Annotated in this window: 14 protein-coding genes and 2 pseudogenes; 4 read left to right on the top strand and 12 right to left on the bottom strand. The window is 69.0% G+C overall.

Annotated features, from left to right (window positions below; translation table 11 throughout):
- The first annotated feature begins 399 nt into the window (after window positions 1-399).
- From ACYQ8Q_RS31140 to ACYQ8Q_RS31125, 4 genes and pseudogenes are all read left to right on the top strand, one after another.
- Entirely contained in the window at window positions 400-972 is a 573-nt protein-coding gene (locus ACYQ8Q_RS31140; RefSeq protein ID WP_460069558.1) for a cob(I)yrinic acid a,c-diamide adenosyltransferase, read from the top strand.
- A 334-nt stretch (window positions 973-1,306) separates the two neighbouring features.
- Window positions 1,307-1,820 (top strand): annotated as a pseudogene (locus ACYQ8Q_RS31135) (histidine kinase); the annotation flags it as partial.
- A gap of 61 nt (window positions 1,821-1,881) precedes the next feature.
- Window positions 1,882-2,016, top strand: a pseudogene (locus tag ACYQ8Q_RS31130) (response regulator); the annotation flags it as partial.
- 187 nt (window positions 2,017-2,203) lie between these two features.
- Window positions 2,204-4,024 carry a glycosyl hydrolase family 18 protein gene (locus ACYQ8Q_RS31125; RefSeq protein ID WP_460069556.1) on the top strand — a complete coding sequence of 607 codons (1,821 nt, stop codon included), beginning with the start codon at window positions 2,204-2,206 and terminating at the stop codon, window positions 4,022-4,024.
- An 8-nt stretch (window positions 4,025-4,032) separates the two neighbouring features.
- Here the strand turns inward: ACYQ8Q_RS31125 and ACYQ8Q_RS31120 are convergent, their stop codons facing one another.
- The 12 genes from ACYQ8Q_RS31120 to ACYQ8Q_RS31065 form a co-directional block, all read right to left on the bottom strand.
- Window positions 4,033-4,479, bottom strand: coding sequence for a DUF2550 domain-containing protein (locus ACYQ8Q_RS31120; protein ID WP_460069554.1), 447 nt, complete (start codon window positions 4,477-4,479; stop codon window positions 4,033-4,035).
- Window positions 4,480-4,624: 145 nt separating this feature from the next.
- Window positions 4,625-4,999, bottom strand: a complete 375-nt coding sequence (locus ACYQ8Q_RS31115; RefSeq protein WP_067259266.1) for a F0F1 ATP synthase subunit epsilon — start codon at window positions 4,997-4,999, stop codon at window positions 4,625-4,627.
- Window positions 5,000-5,108: 109 nt separating this feature from the next.
- Window positions 5,109-6,545, bottom strand: a complete 1,437-nt coding sequence (gene atpD / locus ACYQ8Q_RS31110; RefSeq protein ID WP_359272425.1) for a F0F1 ATP synthase subunit beta — start codon at window positions 6,543-6,545, stop codon at window positions 5,109-5,111.
- Window positions 6,545-7,462: a F0F1 ATP synthase subunit gamma gene (locus ACYQ8Q_RS31105; protein WP_055635045.1), complete on the bottom strand. Its 918-nt coding sequence runs from the start codon at window positions 7,460-7,462 to the stop codon at window positions 6,545-6,547. Before ACYQ8Q_RS31105 ends, atpD begins: the two co-directional genes overlap by 1 nt.
- A gap of 21 nt (window positions 7,463-7,483) precedes the next feature.
- Complete coding sequence (gene atpA / locus ACYQ8Q_RS31100; protein ID WP_340376163.1) at window positions 7,484-9,073, bottom strand: F0F1 ATP synthase subunit alpha; 1,590 nt, start codon at window positions 9,071-9,073, stop codon at window positions 7,484-7,486.
- Window positions 9,074-9,219: 146 nt separating this feature from the next.
- On the bottom strand, window positions 9,220-10,035 hold the full coding sequence (locus ACYQ8Q_RS31095) for a F0F1 ATP synthase subunit delta (protein ID WP_460069550.1): 816 nt from the start codon (window positions 10,033-10,035) through the stop codon (window positions 9,220-9,222).
- Window positions 10,032-10,577: a F0F1 ATP synthase subunit B gene (locus ACYQ8Q_RS31090; protein WP_055635048.1), complete on the bottom strand. Its 546-nt coding sequence runs from the start codon at window positions 10,575-10,577 to the stop codon at window positions 10,032-10,034. The genes ACYQ8Q_RS31095 and ACYQ8Q_RS31090 overlap by 4 nt, the downstream gene beginning before the upstream one ends.
- 36 nt (window positions 10,578-10,613) lie before the next feature.
- Window positions 10,614-10,865 carry an ATP synthase subunit c family protein gene (locus tag ACYQ8Q_RS31085; protein WP_055635049.1) on the bottom strand — a complete coding sequence of 84 codons (252 nt, stop codon included), beginning with the start codon at window positions 10,863-10,865 and terminating at the stop codon, window positions 10,614-10,616.
- 71 nt (window positions 10,866-10,936) lie between these two features.
- A complete protein-coding gene (gene atpB / locus ACYQ8Q_RS31080; protein WP_460069547.1) occupies window positions 10,937-11,758 on the bottom strand; it encodes a F0F1 ATP synthase subunit A in 822 nt (273 codons plus the stop codon).
- A gap of 225 nt (window positions 11,759-11,983) precedes the next feature.
- Window positions 11,984-12,415 carry a hypothetical protein gene (locus ACYQ8Q_RS31075; protein WP_358999300.1) on the bottom strand — a complete coding sequence of 144 codons (432 nt, stop codon included), beginning with the start codon at window positions 12,413-12,415 and terminating at the stop codon, window positions 11,984-11,986.
- 311 nt (window positions 12,416-12,726) lie between these two features.
- Window positions 12,727-14,028, bottom strand: coding sequence for an MraY family glycosyltransferase (locus tag ACYQ8Q_RS31070; protein ID WP_460069545.1), 1,302 nt, complete (start codon window positions 14,026-14,028; stop codon window positions 12,727-12,729).
- A gap of 203 nt (window positions 14,029-14,231) precedes the next feature.
- Window positions 14,232-15,482 (bottom strand): serine hydroxymethyltransferase, encoded by a 1,251-nt coding sequence (locus tag ACYQ8Q_RS31065; RefSeq protein ID WP_460073565.1) that lies wholly within the window; start codon window positions 15,480-15,482, stop codon window positions 14,232-14,234.
- Window positions 15,483-15,788: the final 306 nt, after the last annotated feature.

Here is a 15,788-nt window from a genome sequence, read left to right as displayed (position 1 = left end):
TGTGATGTCCGGTGTTGCATGCTCTGACTGCGCGAAGCGGTCGGAGGTTGCCGTCTGTGAGCGAACCGATACCGAATTCACCCGCAGGGGTGAGACCCCTGGGGCCTGTGCGGTTTCGGCGCTTGGAGTAAGCCCTGCCCGCTCTCGCCTCGGATGTCACCGGCGTCAACCATCCGGCGCATTCGCCGTATGGCTCACGTATGGCTCTCGGCCGGAGATTAGCGCTCGTGGAGCGCTGTGCGACCGGTTAGTAACGCGTCTCACGTCTCACGGCGTGAGACACCGGTCACGTCGTCAATTCCTGTCCGATTCAAGCCTATTCGCACCGTTTGGATCTTCGCGGGGCGGACGTGACCCAGCGAACGCGGCGGATCCGCGGGGACGGTCTAGATTGGCCGCATGGTCAATCTGACGCGCATCTACACCAGGACCGGGGACCAGGGCACGACCGCCCTCGGTGACATGAGCCGGGTCGCCAAGACCGACCTGCGGATCGCGGCCTACGCCGACGCCAACGAGGCGAACGCGGTCATCGGCACCGCGATCGCGCTGGGCGGCCTGGAGGAGGAGGTCGTCGCGGTCCTCACCCGGGTGCAGAACGACCTGTTCGACGTGGGCGCGGACCTGTCGACGCCGGTGGTGGAGAACCCGCAGTTCCCGCCGCTGCGGGTCGAGCAGTTCTACGTCGACCGGCTGGAGGCGGACTGCGACCTCTTCAACGAGCGGCTGGAGAAGCTCCGCTCCTTCATCCTGCCCGGCGGCACCCCGGGCGCCGCCCTGCTCCACCAGGCCTGCACGGTCGTACGCCGGGCCGAACGCTCGACGTGGGCCGCCCTGGAGACCCACGCCGAGACGATGAACCCGCTCACCGCGACCTACCTCAACCGCCTCTCCGACCTCTTGTTCATCCTTGCGCGCACGGCCAACAAAGAGATCGGGGACGTCCTGTGGGTCCCGGGCGGCGAACGCTGACCCGCATCACCCTCCGGCCGCGCAGAACGCACAGCGCGGTCGCCTGATCGGCCCCCTGCAGGTGGCGGCGGGCCGAAGATGTCCGCGAGCACGTCCGCCGGCGTGGCCCGCGACGCCCCGCTCCCCTCCCGGAGGGTCCGCGGCCGCCACCGGAGCACCGCCCCGGGTGATGACGGTCCGCTCACCTTCCTCCGCCCGGTCGAGCAGCTGCTCGGCGGGCTGCCGCTGATGCCCTTTGGCCCGAGCACCCGGCCGGCCACCGAGCCGAACGCGCTCCTCGACGGCGATCCCGATGTTCACCGACCTGGCGTACGCCGCCACCGACTGGAGCGTGCGGGAGGTGCACGACCTGGTCGCCGACCATCTGTCGGCGATCGCCATCCACTCCACGGCCGCGCCGTCCATCGACGCCCCCGGAGACCTCCCGGCAGGCGCCGGCCGTCATCCGGGAGAACGGCGCCGACGGGCTCACGGAGATGCGACGACTGATCGGCATCCTGCGCGACGAGGGCGGCGGGCCGGAGCCCTCCCGCGTCACCGCCCCTCGACGTCACCCTGGACGCCGATCCCCGCCGGATCCCGGCACCCATGGAACTCGCCACCCACCGGATCGCCGGAGCCCTCCGTGACGCCGACCCTCGACGTCACCCTGGACGCCGATCCCCGCCGGATCCCGGCACCCGTGGAACTCGCCGCCCACCGGATCGCCGGAGCCCTCCGTGACGCCGACCCTCGACGTCACCCTGGACGCCGATCCCGGCCGGATCCCGGCACCCGTGGAGCTCGCCGCCCACCGGATCGTTCTGGAGTCGTCGGCCAATGCCCTCAAGCACGCCTGCCCGGGCCGGTGACCGTGTCCCTCGGCTGCCGGACGGCGGTCCGCGGCCACCGGCTCCGGAGCAGATGCGGGAGCGGGCGGTGGCGTCGGCCCGGGAGCTGCGGCCCGATGTGGTGCTGATGGATGTGCAGATGCCGTGTCTGGACGGGGTGGCGGCGACCCGTCAGGTCGTCGGGGAGGGGCCGGCGGACGTACTGGTGGCGACGGCCTCGAGCTCGACGAGTCTGCGCAGCCGGGTCCAAGCAGGCGCCGTAGCACGGGAGTTGGGGATCAAGCAGCCGTATACGAGAGTGGTCCAGACCTATTGACCCGTGGTCCAGACCTTTCTATTCTCGCGGCACTGTGGGCGTGAAGGCTCAGTCGCGCCCCCCAACTCCCCATAGGAGGCGCAGCATGCGCTTCAGACACAGAGCCGCGGCAGGGTTCGCGACCCTGTTGCTCCCCCTGGCCGGGCTGGTGGGTCTCGCGAGTCCCGCCCAGGCCGCCACGACGGCCACCGCCACCTACGCCAAGACCCAGGACTGGGGCACCGGCTTCGAGGGCAAGTGGACGGTGAAGAACACCGGCACCACCGCCCTCAGCTCCTGGACCGTGGAGTGGGACTTCCCCTCCGGCACGTCCGTCACCTCCGCCTGGGACGCCGACGTCACCTCCTCCGGCACCCACTGGACCGCCAAGAACAAGTCCTACAACGGCTCCCTCGCCCCCGGCACCTCGGTCTCCTTCGGCTTCAACGGCGCGGGCTCCGGTTCCCCGTCCAACTGCAAGCTGAACAACGACAGTTGTGACGGAACGACGGTCCCCGGCGACGCGGCCCCCTCGGCGCCCGGCACCCCCACCGCCTCCGGGATCACGAACACCTCGGCCACCCTGGCCTGGTCCGCCGCCACCGACGACAAGGGCGTCAAGAACTACGACGTCCTGCGCGACGGCACCAAGGTCGCCACGGTGACGACCACGTCGTACACCGACACGGGCCTCACCGCCGGCACCGACTACTCCTACACCGTCCAGGCCCGCGACACCGCCGACCAGACCGGCCCGGTCAGCGGCGCGGTCGCCGTGCACACCACGGGCGGCACCACCCCTCCCCCGACCACCGGCTCCAAGGTCAAGCTCGGCTACTTCACCGAGTGGGGCATCTACGGCCGCAACTACAACGTCAAGAACCTGGTGACGTCCGGCTCGGCCGCGAAGATCACCCACATCAACTACGCCTTCGGCAACGTCACCAACGGACAGTGCGCGATCGGTGACTCCTACGCCGACTACGACAAGGCCTTCACCGCCGACCAGTCCGTCAGCGGCGTCGCCGACACCTGGGACCAGCCGCTGCGCGGCAACTTCAACCAGCTGCGGCAGCTCAAGGCGAAGTACCCCAACATCAAGGTGCTGTGGTCCTTCGGCGGCTGGACCTGGTCGGGCGGCTTCGCCCAGGCGGCGGCCAACCCCACGGCCTTCGCCCAGTCCTGCTACAACCTGGTCGAGGACCCGCGCTGGGCCGACGTCTTCGACGGCATCGACATCGACTGGGAGTACCCGAACGCCTGCGGTCTGTCCTGCGACACCAGCGGCGCGGCGGCCTACAAGAACCTGATGCAGGCCCTGCGCGCCAAGTTCGGCACGGGCAACCTGGTCACCGCGGCCACCACGGCCGACGGCTCCTCCGGCGGCAAGATCGACGCCGCCGACTACGCGGGCGCGGCCCAGTACGTCGACTGGTACAACGTGATGACGTACGACTTCTTCGGCGCCTGGGCCGCCCAGGGCCCGACCGCCCCGCACTCCCCGCTCACCTCGTACAGCGGCATCCCGACGGCCGGGTTCACCACCGCCGACGCGATGGCCAAGTTCAAGGCGAAGGGCGTCCCCGCGAGCAAGCTGCTCATCGGCATCGGCTTCTACGGCCGCGGCTGGACCGGGGTCACCCAGGACGCCCCGGGCGGCACCGCCACGGGCGCCGCGGCGGGCACCTACGAGCAGGGCATCGAGGACTACAAGGTCCTCAAGACGTCCTGTCCGGCCACCGGCACCATCGCCGGCACGGCCTACGCGCACTGCGGCAGCAACTGGTGGTCCTACGACACCCCGGCCACCATCGCCGGGAAGATGACCTGGGCCAAGAACCAGGGCCTCGGCGGCGCGTTCTTCTGGGAGTTCAGCGGCGACACCAGCAACGGGGAGCTGGTGAGCGCCATCAGCAACAACCTGTAGAGCAGCGACTAGGCGACGTTGACGCGCTGACCGGGCGGGGCTGCCTCCAGCCACGCGAGGAAACCGGTCAGCGCGTCCTCGCTCATCGCCAGTTCCAGGCGGACACCCTGGTGGGAGCAGGCGAGGATCACCGCGTCGGACAGCAGCGCCAGCTCCTCCTCGCCCTCGGGGAGCCGACGGCCGGCCACCTCGATCGAGGCGCGCTCCAGGACCCGGCGGGGGCGATAGGCGTACGAGAAGACGCGGTACCACTCGATGCGGTCGCCGTTGTAGCGGGCGACGCCGTAGCTCCAGCCCTTGCCGCTGGTGTCCGGTTTCTCGGGGATGTCCCAGCGCAGGGAACAGTCGAAGGTGCCGCCGGAGCGCTGGATGAGTCTGCGGCGCAGACCGAAGACGAACAGCCCCAGCACCACCAGGGCCACGACGATTCCGCACACAGTCAGAGCGAGGACCATCGACACCGACCTCCTCGTCTCCTAGGTACCGAAAATAGGTAACGGAACGGAAAAAACATCCATATCTGCCTCAGCCGCGGTCGGCTCCGGATTGCTCCGGTGCCGACCGCGGCTGAGTGACGTCATACAGCTCCGCGCCGGGTTGTCAGCGCGAGGCCGCCGCACGCAGTCGTACGTCCGCACGGCGTTCGGCGATGGCGTCGCCCTCCGCCTTCGCGCGCTCGAGCTCGCGCTCCTCGCGCTGGACGTCGATCTCGTCCGACAGCTCGGCGGTCTCGGCCAGCAGCGACAGCTTGTTGTCCGCGAACGAGATGAAACCGCCGTGCACCGCGGCGACGACCGTCCCGCCCTCACTCGTACGGATGGTCACCGGGCCCGACTCCAGCACACCGAGCAGCGGCTGGTGACCGGGCATGACGCCGATGTCGCCGGACGTGGTGCGCGCGACGACCAGGGTGGCCTCGCCGGACCAGACCTCTCGGTCGGCCGCGACCAGCGCGACGTGCAGCTCAGCAGCCAAGGTGGCTCCTCGGGTCACCACCCGGCGGTTCTGCCGGGTGTGGGTTACAAGTCTAGTGGGCGTACGAAGAGGGGCGGGACGCGCCCGCCCCTCTTCATGAGCGCGAGGCTCAGGAGACGCCCAGCTCCTTGGCGTTGGCCTTGAGGTCCTCGATGCCACCGCAGAGGAAGAACGCCTGCTCCGGGAAGTGGTCGTACTCGCCGTCGATGATCGCGTTGAACGCGGTGATCGACTCGTCCAGCGGCACGTCCGACCCGTCGACGCCGGTGAACTGCTTGGCGACGTGGGTGTTCTGGGACAGGAAGCGCTCCACACGACGGGCACGGTGGACGGTGAGCTTGTCCTCCTCGCCGAGCTCGTCGATACCGAGGATCGCGATGATGTCCTGGAGGTCCTTGTACTTCTGCAGGACCGTCTTGACGCGCATCGCGGTGTTGTAGTGGTCCGCCGCGATGTAGCGGGGGTCCAGGATCCGGGACGTGGAGTCCAGCGGGTCCACGGCCGGGTAGATGCCCTTCTCGGAGATCGGACGGGAGAGCACCGTCGTCGCGTCGAGGTGGGCGAAGGTGGTGGCCGGGGCCGGGTCGGTCAGGTCGTCCGCGGGGACGTAGATCGCCTGCATCGAGGTGATCGAGTGACCACGGGTCGAGGTGATGCGCTCCTGGAGGAGACCCATCTCGTCGGCCAGGTTCGGCTGGTAGCCCACCGCGGAGGGCATACGGCCGAGCAGGGTCGACACCTCGGAACCGGCCTGCGTGAAGCGGAAGATGTTGTCGATGAAGAACAGCACGTCCTGCTTCTGCACATCGCGGAAGTACTCCGCCATGGTCAGACCCGCGAGGGCCACGCGCAGACGGGTGCCCGGGGGCTCGTCCATCTGGCCGAAGACCAGCGCGGTCTTGTCGATGACGCCCGAGTCGGCCATCTCCTCGATGAGGTCGTTGCCCTCACGGGTGCGCTCACCGACACCGGCGAACACGGAGACACCGTCGTGGTTGTTGGCGACGCGGTAGATCATCTCCTGGATGAGCACCGTCTTGCCGACGCCGGCACCACCGAACAGACCGATCTTTCCACCCTTGACGTACGGGGTGAGAAGGTCGATGACCTTGACGCCGGTCTCGAACATCTCGGTCTTCGACTCGAGCTCGTCGAAGTTCGGGGCCTTGCGGTGGATGGACCAGCGCTCGCCCTCGTACTTCTCGTCGACGTTCAGCACCTCACCGAGGGTGTTGAACACCTTGCCCTTGGTGAAGTCGCCGACCGGGACGGTGATGCCCGTGCCGGTGTCGGTGACCGGGGCCTGGCGGACCAGACCGTCGGTGGGCTGCATCGAGATCGTGCGGACCAGGCCGTCACCCAGGTGCTGGGCGACCTCGAGGGTCAGCGTCTTCTTCTCGCCCTCGTTCGCCGGGTCGGCGACCTCGACGTGAAGGGCGTTGTAGATCTCCGGCATGGCGTCGACGGGGAATTCCACGTCGACGACCGGGCCGATGACCCGGGCGACGCGGCCCGTGGCAACGGCCGTCTCAACTGTCGTCGTCATTACCTGTCACTCCCCGCGGTCGCGTCGGCCAGGGCTGCGGAGCCACCGACGATCTCGCTGATTTCCTGGGTGATTTCGGCCTGGCGGGCCGCGTTGGCAAGGCGGGAGAGCGTCTCGATGAGCTCTCCTGCGTTGTCGGTCGCCGACTTCATCGCGCGCCGCGTGGCGGCGTGCTTCGAGGCTGCCGACTGGAGGAGAGCGTTGTAGACGCGGCTCTCCACGTAGCGCGGCAGAAGGGCGTCGAGGACGTCCTCCGCCGAGGGCTCGAAGTCGTAGAGCGGAAGGATCTCGCCCGCCGGCTTCGCCTCCTTGGCAACCTCGTCGAGGCTGAGCGGCAGCAGACGGTCGTCCAGCGCCGTCTGCGTCATCATCGAGACGAACTCGGTGAAGACGATGTGGATCTCGTCCACGCCGCCGTCCGCCGTGTCCTTCTCGATGGCCTCGATCAGGGGGGCCGCGACCGTCTTGGCGTCCGCGTACGTCGGCTCGTCCGTGAAGCCCGACCACGACTCCGCGACCTTGCGCTCACGGAAGTTGTAGTGCGCGAGACCACGCCGGCCGACGATGTACGTGTCGACCTGCTTGCCCTCGGCCTCGAGGCGCGCCGTCAGCTGCTCCGCGGCCTTGATGGCGTTGGAGTTGAAGGCGCCGGCAAGACCACGGTCGCTCGTCAGGAGCAGCACCGCGGACCGCACGACCGTCTCGGCCTGCGTGGTGAGCGGGTGCTTCGTGTTCGAGCCGGTGCCCACCGCCGTGACCGCGCGGGTGAGCTCGGTCGCGTACGGCGTGGAGGCCGCCACCTTGCGCTGCGCCTTGACGACGCGCGAGGCGGCGATCATCTCCATCGCCTTGGTGATCTTCTTGGTCGCGGTGACGGATCGGATGCGACGCTTGTAGACCCGGAGCTGAGCTCCCATGAGTCAGGTCCCTTCCTTACGTCACTTGGCCGCGGCCGGGGCGTCCTCGCCGAGAAGCTTGCCGTCCGAGGTCTCGAACTGCTTCTTGAAGTCGGCGATGGCGTCGGCAACAGCGGTGAGGGTGTCGTCCGACATCTTGCCGCCCTCCTTGATGGAGGTCATGAGGCCCTGCTCCGAGCGGTGCAGGTACTCCAGGAGCTCCTTCTCGAAGCGGCGGACGTCGGCGACCGGGACGTCGTCCATCTTGCCGGTGGTACCGGCCCACACGGAGACGACCTGGTCCTCGGTCGGCATCGGCTGGTACTGAGCCTGCTTGAGCAGCTCGACCAGGCGCTGACCGCGCTCCAGCTGCGCCTTCGACGCGGCGTCCAGGTCGGAACCGAAGGCGGCGAACGCCTCCAGCTCACGGTACTGGGCGAGGTCGAGGCGGAGACGGCCGGAGACCTGCTTCATCGCCTTGTGCTGCGCGGAACCACCGACCCGGGAGACGGAGATACCGACGTTCAGCGCGGGGCGCTGACCGGCGTTGAACAGGTCCGACTCCAGGAAGCACTGGCCGTCGGTGATGGAGATGACGTTGGTCGGGATGAACGCCGAGACGTCGTTGGCCTTGGTCTCGACGATCGGCAGACCGGTCATCGAGCCCTTGCCCAGCTCGTCGGAGAGCTTCGCGCAGCGCTCCAGCAGGCGGGAGTGCAGGTAGAAGACGTCGCCCGGGTAGGCCTCGCGGCCCGGCGGGCGGCGCAGCAGCAGCGACACGGCGCGGTAGGCGTCGGCCTGCTTCGACAGGTCGTCGAAGATGATCAGGACGTGCTTGCCCTCGTACATCCACTGCTGGCCGATGGCCGAGCCGGTGTACGGCGCCAGGTACTTGAAGCCGGCCGGGTCGGACGCCGGGGCGGCGACGATGGTCGTGTACTCCAGCGCGCCGGCCTCCTGGAGGGCGCCACGCACGGAGGCGATGGTCGAGCCCTTCTGGCCGATGGCGACGTAGACGCAGCGGACCTGCTTGTTCACGTCACCGGAGCGCCAGTTGTCGCGCTGGTTGATGATCGTGTCGACGGCCAGGGCGGTCTTGCCGGTCTGGCGGTCACCGATGATCAGCTGACGCTGGCCACGGCCGATCGGGGTCATCGCGTCGACGGCCTTGTAGCCGGTCTCCATCGGCTCGTGCACCGACTTACGGGCCATGACGCCGGGAGCCTGGAGCTCCAGGGCACGGCGGCCGGACGTCTCGATCTCGCCGAGGCCGTCGATCGGGTTGCCGAGCGGGTCGACGACGCGGCCGAGGTAGCCCTCGCCCACCGCGACGGAGAGGACCTCACCGGTACGGGTGACCGGCTGCCCCTCCTCGATGCCGCTGAACTCACCGAGGACGACGGCACCGATCTCACGCTCTTCGAGGTTGAGCGCGAGGCCGAGGGTGCCGTCCTCGAACTTCAGCAGTTCGTTGGCCATGGCCGAGGGGAGACCCTCGACCTTCGCGATGCCGTCGCCGGCAAGGGTGACCGTACCGACCTCCTCGCGCGAGGCCGCGTCCGGCTTGTACGACTGGACGAAGTTCTCCAGCGCGTCCCGGATCTCCTCCGGCCGGATCGTGAGCTCCGCCATCTGGGTTCCCTGCTCTCCTTGTTGGGCCCGAAGTTTCACTTTGGGGGGATGCCTAAACTCCCGGACTCCCCCCTGAAAGAGGTGAATCCTCTGCACGGCCCAACCAGGGCCGCTTGCGTACGTACTGCTGCGTTGTTGCGGTGCTGCTAGCTCGCCATGCGGCGGGCGGCGTCCTCGATGCGGTCCGCGAGGGAGCCGTTGATCACCTCGTCGCCGACCTGCACCCGGATCCCGCCGACGACGTCGGGGTCCACGTCGAGGTTGAGGTGCATCTGGCGCCCGTAGAGCTTCGCGAGGGCGGCGCCGAGGCGTCGCTTCTGCGGGTCGCTCAGCGGAACGGCCGACGTGACGACGGCCACGACGCGATCGCGGCGCTCGGCGGCGAGCTTGGACAGGGACTCGAGTCCCGATTCCAGGCTACGTCCCCGAGGAGCGGTCACAAGGCGCGTCACCAGTCGAACGGTGGCCGCGTCGGCACGGCTGCCGAGCAGGCTGCGCAGCAGCTCGCCCTTGGCCGAGGCGGTGGCCTTCCGGTCGGTCAGCGCGGCGCGCAGCTCGGTGCTGGAGGAGACGATCCGCCCGAAGCGGAACAGCTCGTCCTCGACGTCGTCGAGCGCGCCGGTCTTCTGCGCGGCGGTGAGGTCGGCGATGTCCGCCAGCTCCTCCAGGGCGTCCACCAGGTCGCGCGACTGCGACCAGCGGGACCGCACCAGGCCGGCCACCAGGTCGGCGGTGCTGCCGCTGACCTGGGAGCCGAGCAGGCGCTGGGCCAGCTCGGCCTTGGCCTCTGCGGCCTGCGCCGGGTCGGTGAGGACCCGACGCAGCGACACCTCGCGGTCGAGCAGCGCGGTGACGGCCGCCAGCTCGTCGGCGAGCCGCGCCGCGTCCACGGACGTGGAGTCCGTCAGCGCGTCGAGACGCTCACGTGCGGCTGCCAGGGCCTCGCGGCTCGCTCCGTTCATCGCGACGCCTCGGCCTTCTCCTCAAGCTCGTCGAGGAAGCGGTCGATGACGCGGCTCTGGCGGGCGTGGTCCTCGAGGGACTCGCCGACGAGCTTGCCGGCCAGTTCCGTGGCGAGCTTGCCGACGTCCTGACGCAGCGCGGACGCGGCGGCCTTGCGGTCGGCCTCGATCTGGGCGTGACCGGCGGCGACGATCTCCTCGCGCTGCCGCTGGCCTTCCGCGCGCATCTCCGCGATGAGCGTGGCGCCCTGCTCCTGAGCCTCCTGGCGCAGGCGCGCGGCCTCGTGGCGGGCCTCGGCGAGCTGAGCCTTGTACTGCTCGAGCACGCTCTGGGCCTCGGTCTGAGCGGCCTCCGCCTTCTCGATACCGCCCTCGATCTGCTCGCGACGCTCTTCCAGAACCTTGTTGATGTTCGGGAGGAGCTTCTTGGCGAGGAAGCCGAAGACGATGACGAAGGCGATCAGGCCGATCACGAGCTCCGGAATCGGCGGGATGAGCGGGTTTTCCGCTTCCTCAGCCGCCAGCTGAACCAGGGGGCTCATATCAGTGCCTTTCGTCGAAAGGGGCGGTCCGACGGATCAGGAGGTCGGGTAGACGAACGGCATGACCAGACCGATGAGGGCGAGCGCCTCACAGAAGGCGAAGCCGAGGATCTGGTTGGCGCGGATGAGACCGGCAGCCTCGGGCTGACGGGCGAGCGCCTGGGTGCCGTTACCGAAGATGATGCCGACGCCGACGCCCGGGCCGATCGCGGCGAGGCCGTAACCGATCGAGCCGAGGTTGCCCTTGATTTCGACGGCGGCGAGGGTGGCCTGCGAGAGAGCGGACATGCCGGTTATTCCTTCTCTTTCAATGACCGGTGGGGGTTGGCCACCGGATGTCTGGATGGGGTCGGGAGTGCTCAGTGGTGCTCGGCGAGCGCGCCCTGGATGAAGCTGCAGGTCAGCAGGACGAAGACATACGCCTGCACCGCCTGGATGAAGAGCTCGAAGGCCGTCATCACGAGGACCATCACGAACGAGACGGCGGAGTAGGCGATGCCGATGCCGTTCAGCATGTACCAGGTGGCGATCGTGAAGAGCAGCAGGAGGGTGTGACCGGCGAACATGTTCGCGAAGAGCCGGACGGCGTGGGTGAAAGGCCGCACGAGGAGGTTCGAGAACAGCTCGATCGTCATCGACAGCGGGAGGACCGCGCCGAGGGACTTGTCGTAGCCGGTGAAGTTCTTCCAGGCGCCGACGAAGCCCTGGCGCTTGAAGGTCAGCGAGACCCACAGGATGTAGACGATGCCGGCGAGGACCGCGGGGTACGAGATGATCGCGGTGACCGGGAACTGGGCGATCGGGATGATCGACCAGAGGTTCATCATCCAGACGAAGAAGAACAGCGAGACGACCAGCGGTACGTACTTCTCGCCCTCCTTCTTGCCGATCGTCTCGTAGACGACGCCGCGGCGGACGAAGTCGTAGCCGGCCTCGGCGACCATCTGGAGCTTGCCGGGGACGACCTTCGGGCGGGCGAAGGCGGCCCAGAAGAAGCCGACGATGATGATCGAGCCGAGCAGCGCCAGCAGCATCGTCTTGTTGAAGTACGAGTTGCCGTCCGCGTCGCCGAAGAGCGGCTCGAACAGGAACGAGTGCAGGCCCGGAGCCGGGAAGCCACAACCGTCGAACAGGTGGCAGTCGGTCTCGAAAGCGAGCACCTGCGTCGGGTCAGCACTCACCGCGGGCTCCTTCGTCGTGGCGCATAGGTACGGCAACCTCGTTGTGTCGGCGCGGCGTACGGCCGCGTTTCGGCACGGGACTGGTGTTTCGGATGTGGGGGCGGCTGTGGGGCATCTCGCCTCGCGCTTGAGCAGGCGTCAGCTGGGATGCCCGCGCCCGCGATGCCGCAGTTGGCACCGGACGATAGCAGGAGATCTCAGACGTCTTTATCCCGGCCCTACCCCTCACGACGAGTGCCCCGATTTTTCGGGCTTCGCGCCCGAATCGGGTTCGACGTAAAGGATCTTGGCCTTCATGTGCGCACGGGTCTGCGCGGCGATCCAGGCGATCGTGGCGACGACGAGCGTGATGGCGAAGGCGCGGGGATTGAACAGCGTCGTGTTCTTGAACGCAGCCATGAAGATGAACAGCAGCAGGATCTGCGCCGCGTAGAGCATGAGGCCCATCATCTGGAACAGCTGCGGAAGCGATTTGGCGGTGCGCTGCAGGACGTAGAGGCCGATTCCCATGAACGCGATCACGATGACCGTGCCGACGACGGCGCCGATGGCCCCCTTGCCGCCCGCGACCACACCGCTGACGACGGCTGCGATCGCGCCGGCGGCAGCTGTGGGCACGGCGGCCTGAGCCAGGATCCGGACGTCGTTGGACGGCATGGCGGCAACTCCGCTTTCAATGGGGGCAGGGTGTCGTCATGGACGAGCGTAGTCCCGGTTCGAGGGGCGAAAGACCTCACGCCTACCTCGCGCCAAGGGGCCGTCGCACTACGGTCCTTCGGCTGCGTCCGGGGTTCTCGTGAACCGTATCACAAACTATTTGATGAGGTCTTTACCTGGATGGTGTGCCCGCTGTCACACATGAGAGTGACGGTGCGCGTCTGTGCGGGAACGGCGCCGAGTTGTCTGGTATTGGGCGCCTTTGCCCGCGCCCGCTTCCCCCACGACTTGGCAATGCTCTAGTCAGATTCTTACCTTGCCGACCGCGAACGAGAACCCACGGCGGTCGCACCGTTGACCCCGGAGACCCCCACCGCCACGGGCGTACGCGGCTGCGGCTCGGCCCCCTCGGCGGCGGCCAGCGCGGCCTCCGCGGCCAGTTCGGCGGACCGTCGGCGGCGGTAGCGCGGCGGCACGAAGGCCTCCGCCCAGCGCGGCGCACGCGGGGTGAAACGCGGCAGCAGGAGCAGCACCAGACCGAGCGCGCTGAGGAACACCACACCGAGGACGATCCACATGGACGCCGCGTTGACGGAGTAGGCGAGCGCGCCGAACGCGATCAGCCCCGACCAGAAGTACATGATCAGCACCGACCGGCTGTGCGAGTGGCCGATCTCCAGCAGCCGGTGGTGCAGATGCCCGCGGTCCGCCGCGAACGGCGACTGACCGCGCCAGGTGCGGCGCACGATCGCCAGGATCAGGTCGGCGGCCGGGATCGCGATGATCGTCAGCGGCATCAGCAGCGGGATGTAGACCGGCACCATCTGGTGCACGGTGGAGCGCTCGGAGCCGCCGAACAGGTTGTCCGGGTCGACGTTGCCCGTGACGGAGATCGCACCCGCCGCCAGCACCAGGCCAATCAGCATCGAGCCCGAGTCCCCCATGAAGATCCGCGCGGGGTGCATGTTGTGCGGCAGGAAGCCCAGGCACATGCCCATCAGGATGGCCGCGAACAGGGTCGCGGGAGCGGCGGCCTCGATGCCGTACGAGTACCAGATGCGGTACGTGTACATGAAGAACGCGGCGGCGGCGATGCACACCATGCCGGCCGCGAGACCGTCGAGGCCGTCCACGAAGTTGACCGCGTTGATGGTGATCACCACCAGCGCCACCGTCAGCAGGGTGCCCTGCCACTGGGTCAGCGCGACCGTGCCGACCGTCGGGATCGGCAGCCACAGGATCGTCAGGCCCTGCATGACCATCACGCCCGCGGCGATCATCTGGCCGCCCAGCTTCAGCAGCGCGTCGATCTCGAACTTGTCGTCCAGCACGCCGATCAGCCAGATCAGCGCGGCCCCCGAGAGCAGGGCGCGCGGCTCGTTCGACTTCTCGAAGACCTCGTTGAGGTTGGTGAGGTGGTCCGCGACCAGCAGCCCCGCGCACAGCCCGAAGAACATGGCGATCCCGCCGAGCCGCGGAGTCGGTTCCCGGTGCACGTCACGGGCCCTGATCTCCGGCATCGCGCCTGCCACGATCGCGAACTTCCGTACCGGCCCGGTCAGCAGATACGTCACCGCGGCCGTGATGCAGAGCGTCAGCAGGTATTCACGCACAGGCTTCCCCACAGGTCTCGCTGGCCATCTCAGCCCCACACCCTAGCGATCGACTCACACACGGCGCATATGTGTGGGGACTTCCGGGTAGCGACGATGGTTGCACGTGTGGCTGTGTGCATGGGTGCACGGGGGCGTTTTGTGACAGCGCGCGTACCCGGTTTCGGCGCCCGTACGCGCGAAGTCGGCCGGTTCCGCCTCCCTCAGCCGGGGTACGGCGGGAAGGCCGTGGCCAGTTCCCGGACCTCCTCGCGGGCCCGCTTGGCCTCGACCCGGCCGCGCAGCACGCCTCCGATCAGCGCCCCGACACCCGCCATCTCCTCCTCCCGCATGCCCTGCGTGGTCACCGCGGCCGTGCCGAGCCGGAGCCCGCGCCCATCGGCGTGGGGCAGCGCACAGCAGTCCAGGACGATCCCGGCGGCCGCGAGCAGCCCGCGCGCGGAGCGCCCGTCGACGCCCAGGGGCGCCGGGTCGGCGGTGATGAGGTGGGTGTCGGTGCCGCCGGACGTCACGGCCAGCCCCTCCTGCGCCAGCTGCGCCGCGAGGACCCTCGCGTTGGCGACCACCTGATGGGCGTACACCGCGAACGCCTCGGTCGACGCCTCGCCGAACGCGACCGCCTTCGCGGCGATCGTGTGCATCTGCGCGCCGGCCTGGGTGAACGGGAACACGGCCCGGTCGACCCGCTCCGCCAGCTCGCTGCCGCACAGCAGCATCCCGCCGCGCGGGCCCCGCAGCACCTTGTGGGTGGTGGCGCAGACGATGTCGGCGTACGGCACCGGAGAGGGCGCCGCTCCCCCGGCGACCAGCCCGATGGGGTGCGCGGCGTCGGCGATGAGATAGGCGCCGACCTCGTCGGCCACGGCCCGGAAGAAGGCGTGGTCGACATGGCGCGGGTAGGAGATCGACCCGCACACGATCGCCTTGGGCCGATGGCTGCGGGCCAGCGTCCGCACCTGCTCGTGGTCGATCAGCCCGGTCTCCGCGTCCACCCCGTACGGCACGAAGTCGAACCAGCGGCCGGAGAAGTTCGCGGGCGAGCCATGGGTGAGATGACCGCCGTGGGTCAGCCCCAGGGCGAGAACGGTGTCACCGGGTCTCAGCAGGGCCGCGTAGGCGGCCAGCACGGCGGACGATCCGGAATGGGGCTGCACATTGGCGTGTTCGGCCCCGAACAGCCGCTTCGCCCGCTCCACCGCGAGCCGCTCCGCGACGTCGACGATCTCGCAGCCCCCGTGGTGCCGGGCGCCCGGATACCCCTCGGCGTACTTGTTGGCGAGCGGCGAGCCCAGCGCGGCCAGCACGGCCGGGGAGCAGAAGTTCTCGGCGGCGATCAGCTGGAGCGTCGACGCCTGCCGCGTCGCCTCGCCGAGCAGGACCTCGGCCATCTCGGGATCCTGCCGCCGCAGCACATCGGCATCGGCGGCCGCAACAGATACAGGGGTGACCGACATGACGGACTCCGGGACGTCGACGCTGCCGTACGACCAATGTAGGCCCACCCCCCACACCCCGCCCGCCGCCACACCCGTCAGCCCCGGGCGCCTCCCCGGACACGGACTCCGACCACCGACCCGCCGCAGACCCGCACCCCGCACACCCCTCAACACCGTCACCACCGCCGCACCACCCCGCCCCGGCGGCCCGCCCGGGCAACGGGGCGCTGCCACGGACTCCGGACGTGCCCCTCGCACCGCCCGGCCCTGACCGGCCTCCCGGGCAACGGGGCGCTGTCGCGGACGCCGGGACGCCGTGGAGCC

It is taken from the genome of Streptomyces sp. YKOK-I1, assembly GCF_054660435.1.
The sequence above is the reverse complement of the archived record's forward strand: the minus strand, read 5'-3'. Positions and strand labels throughout refer to the sequence as shown.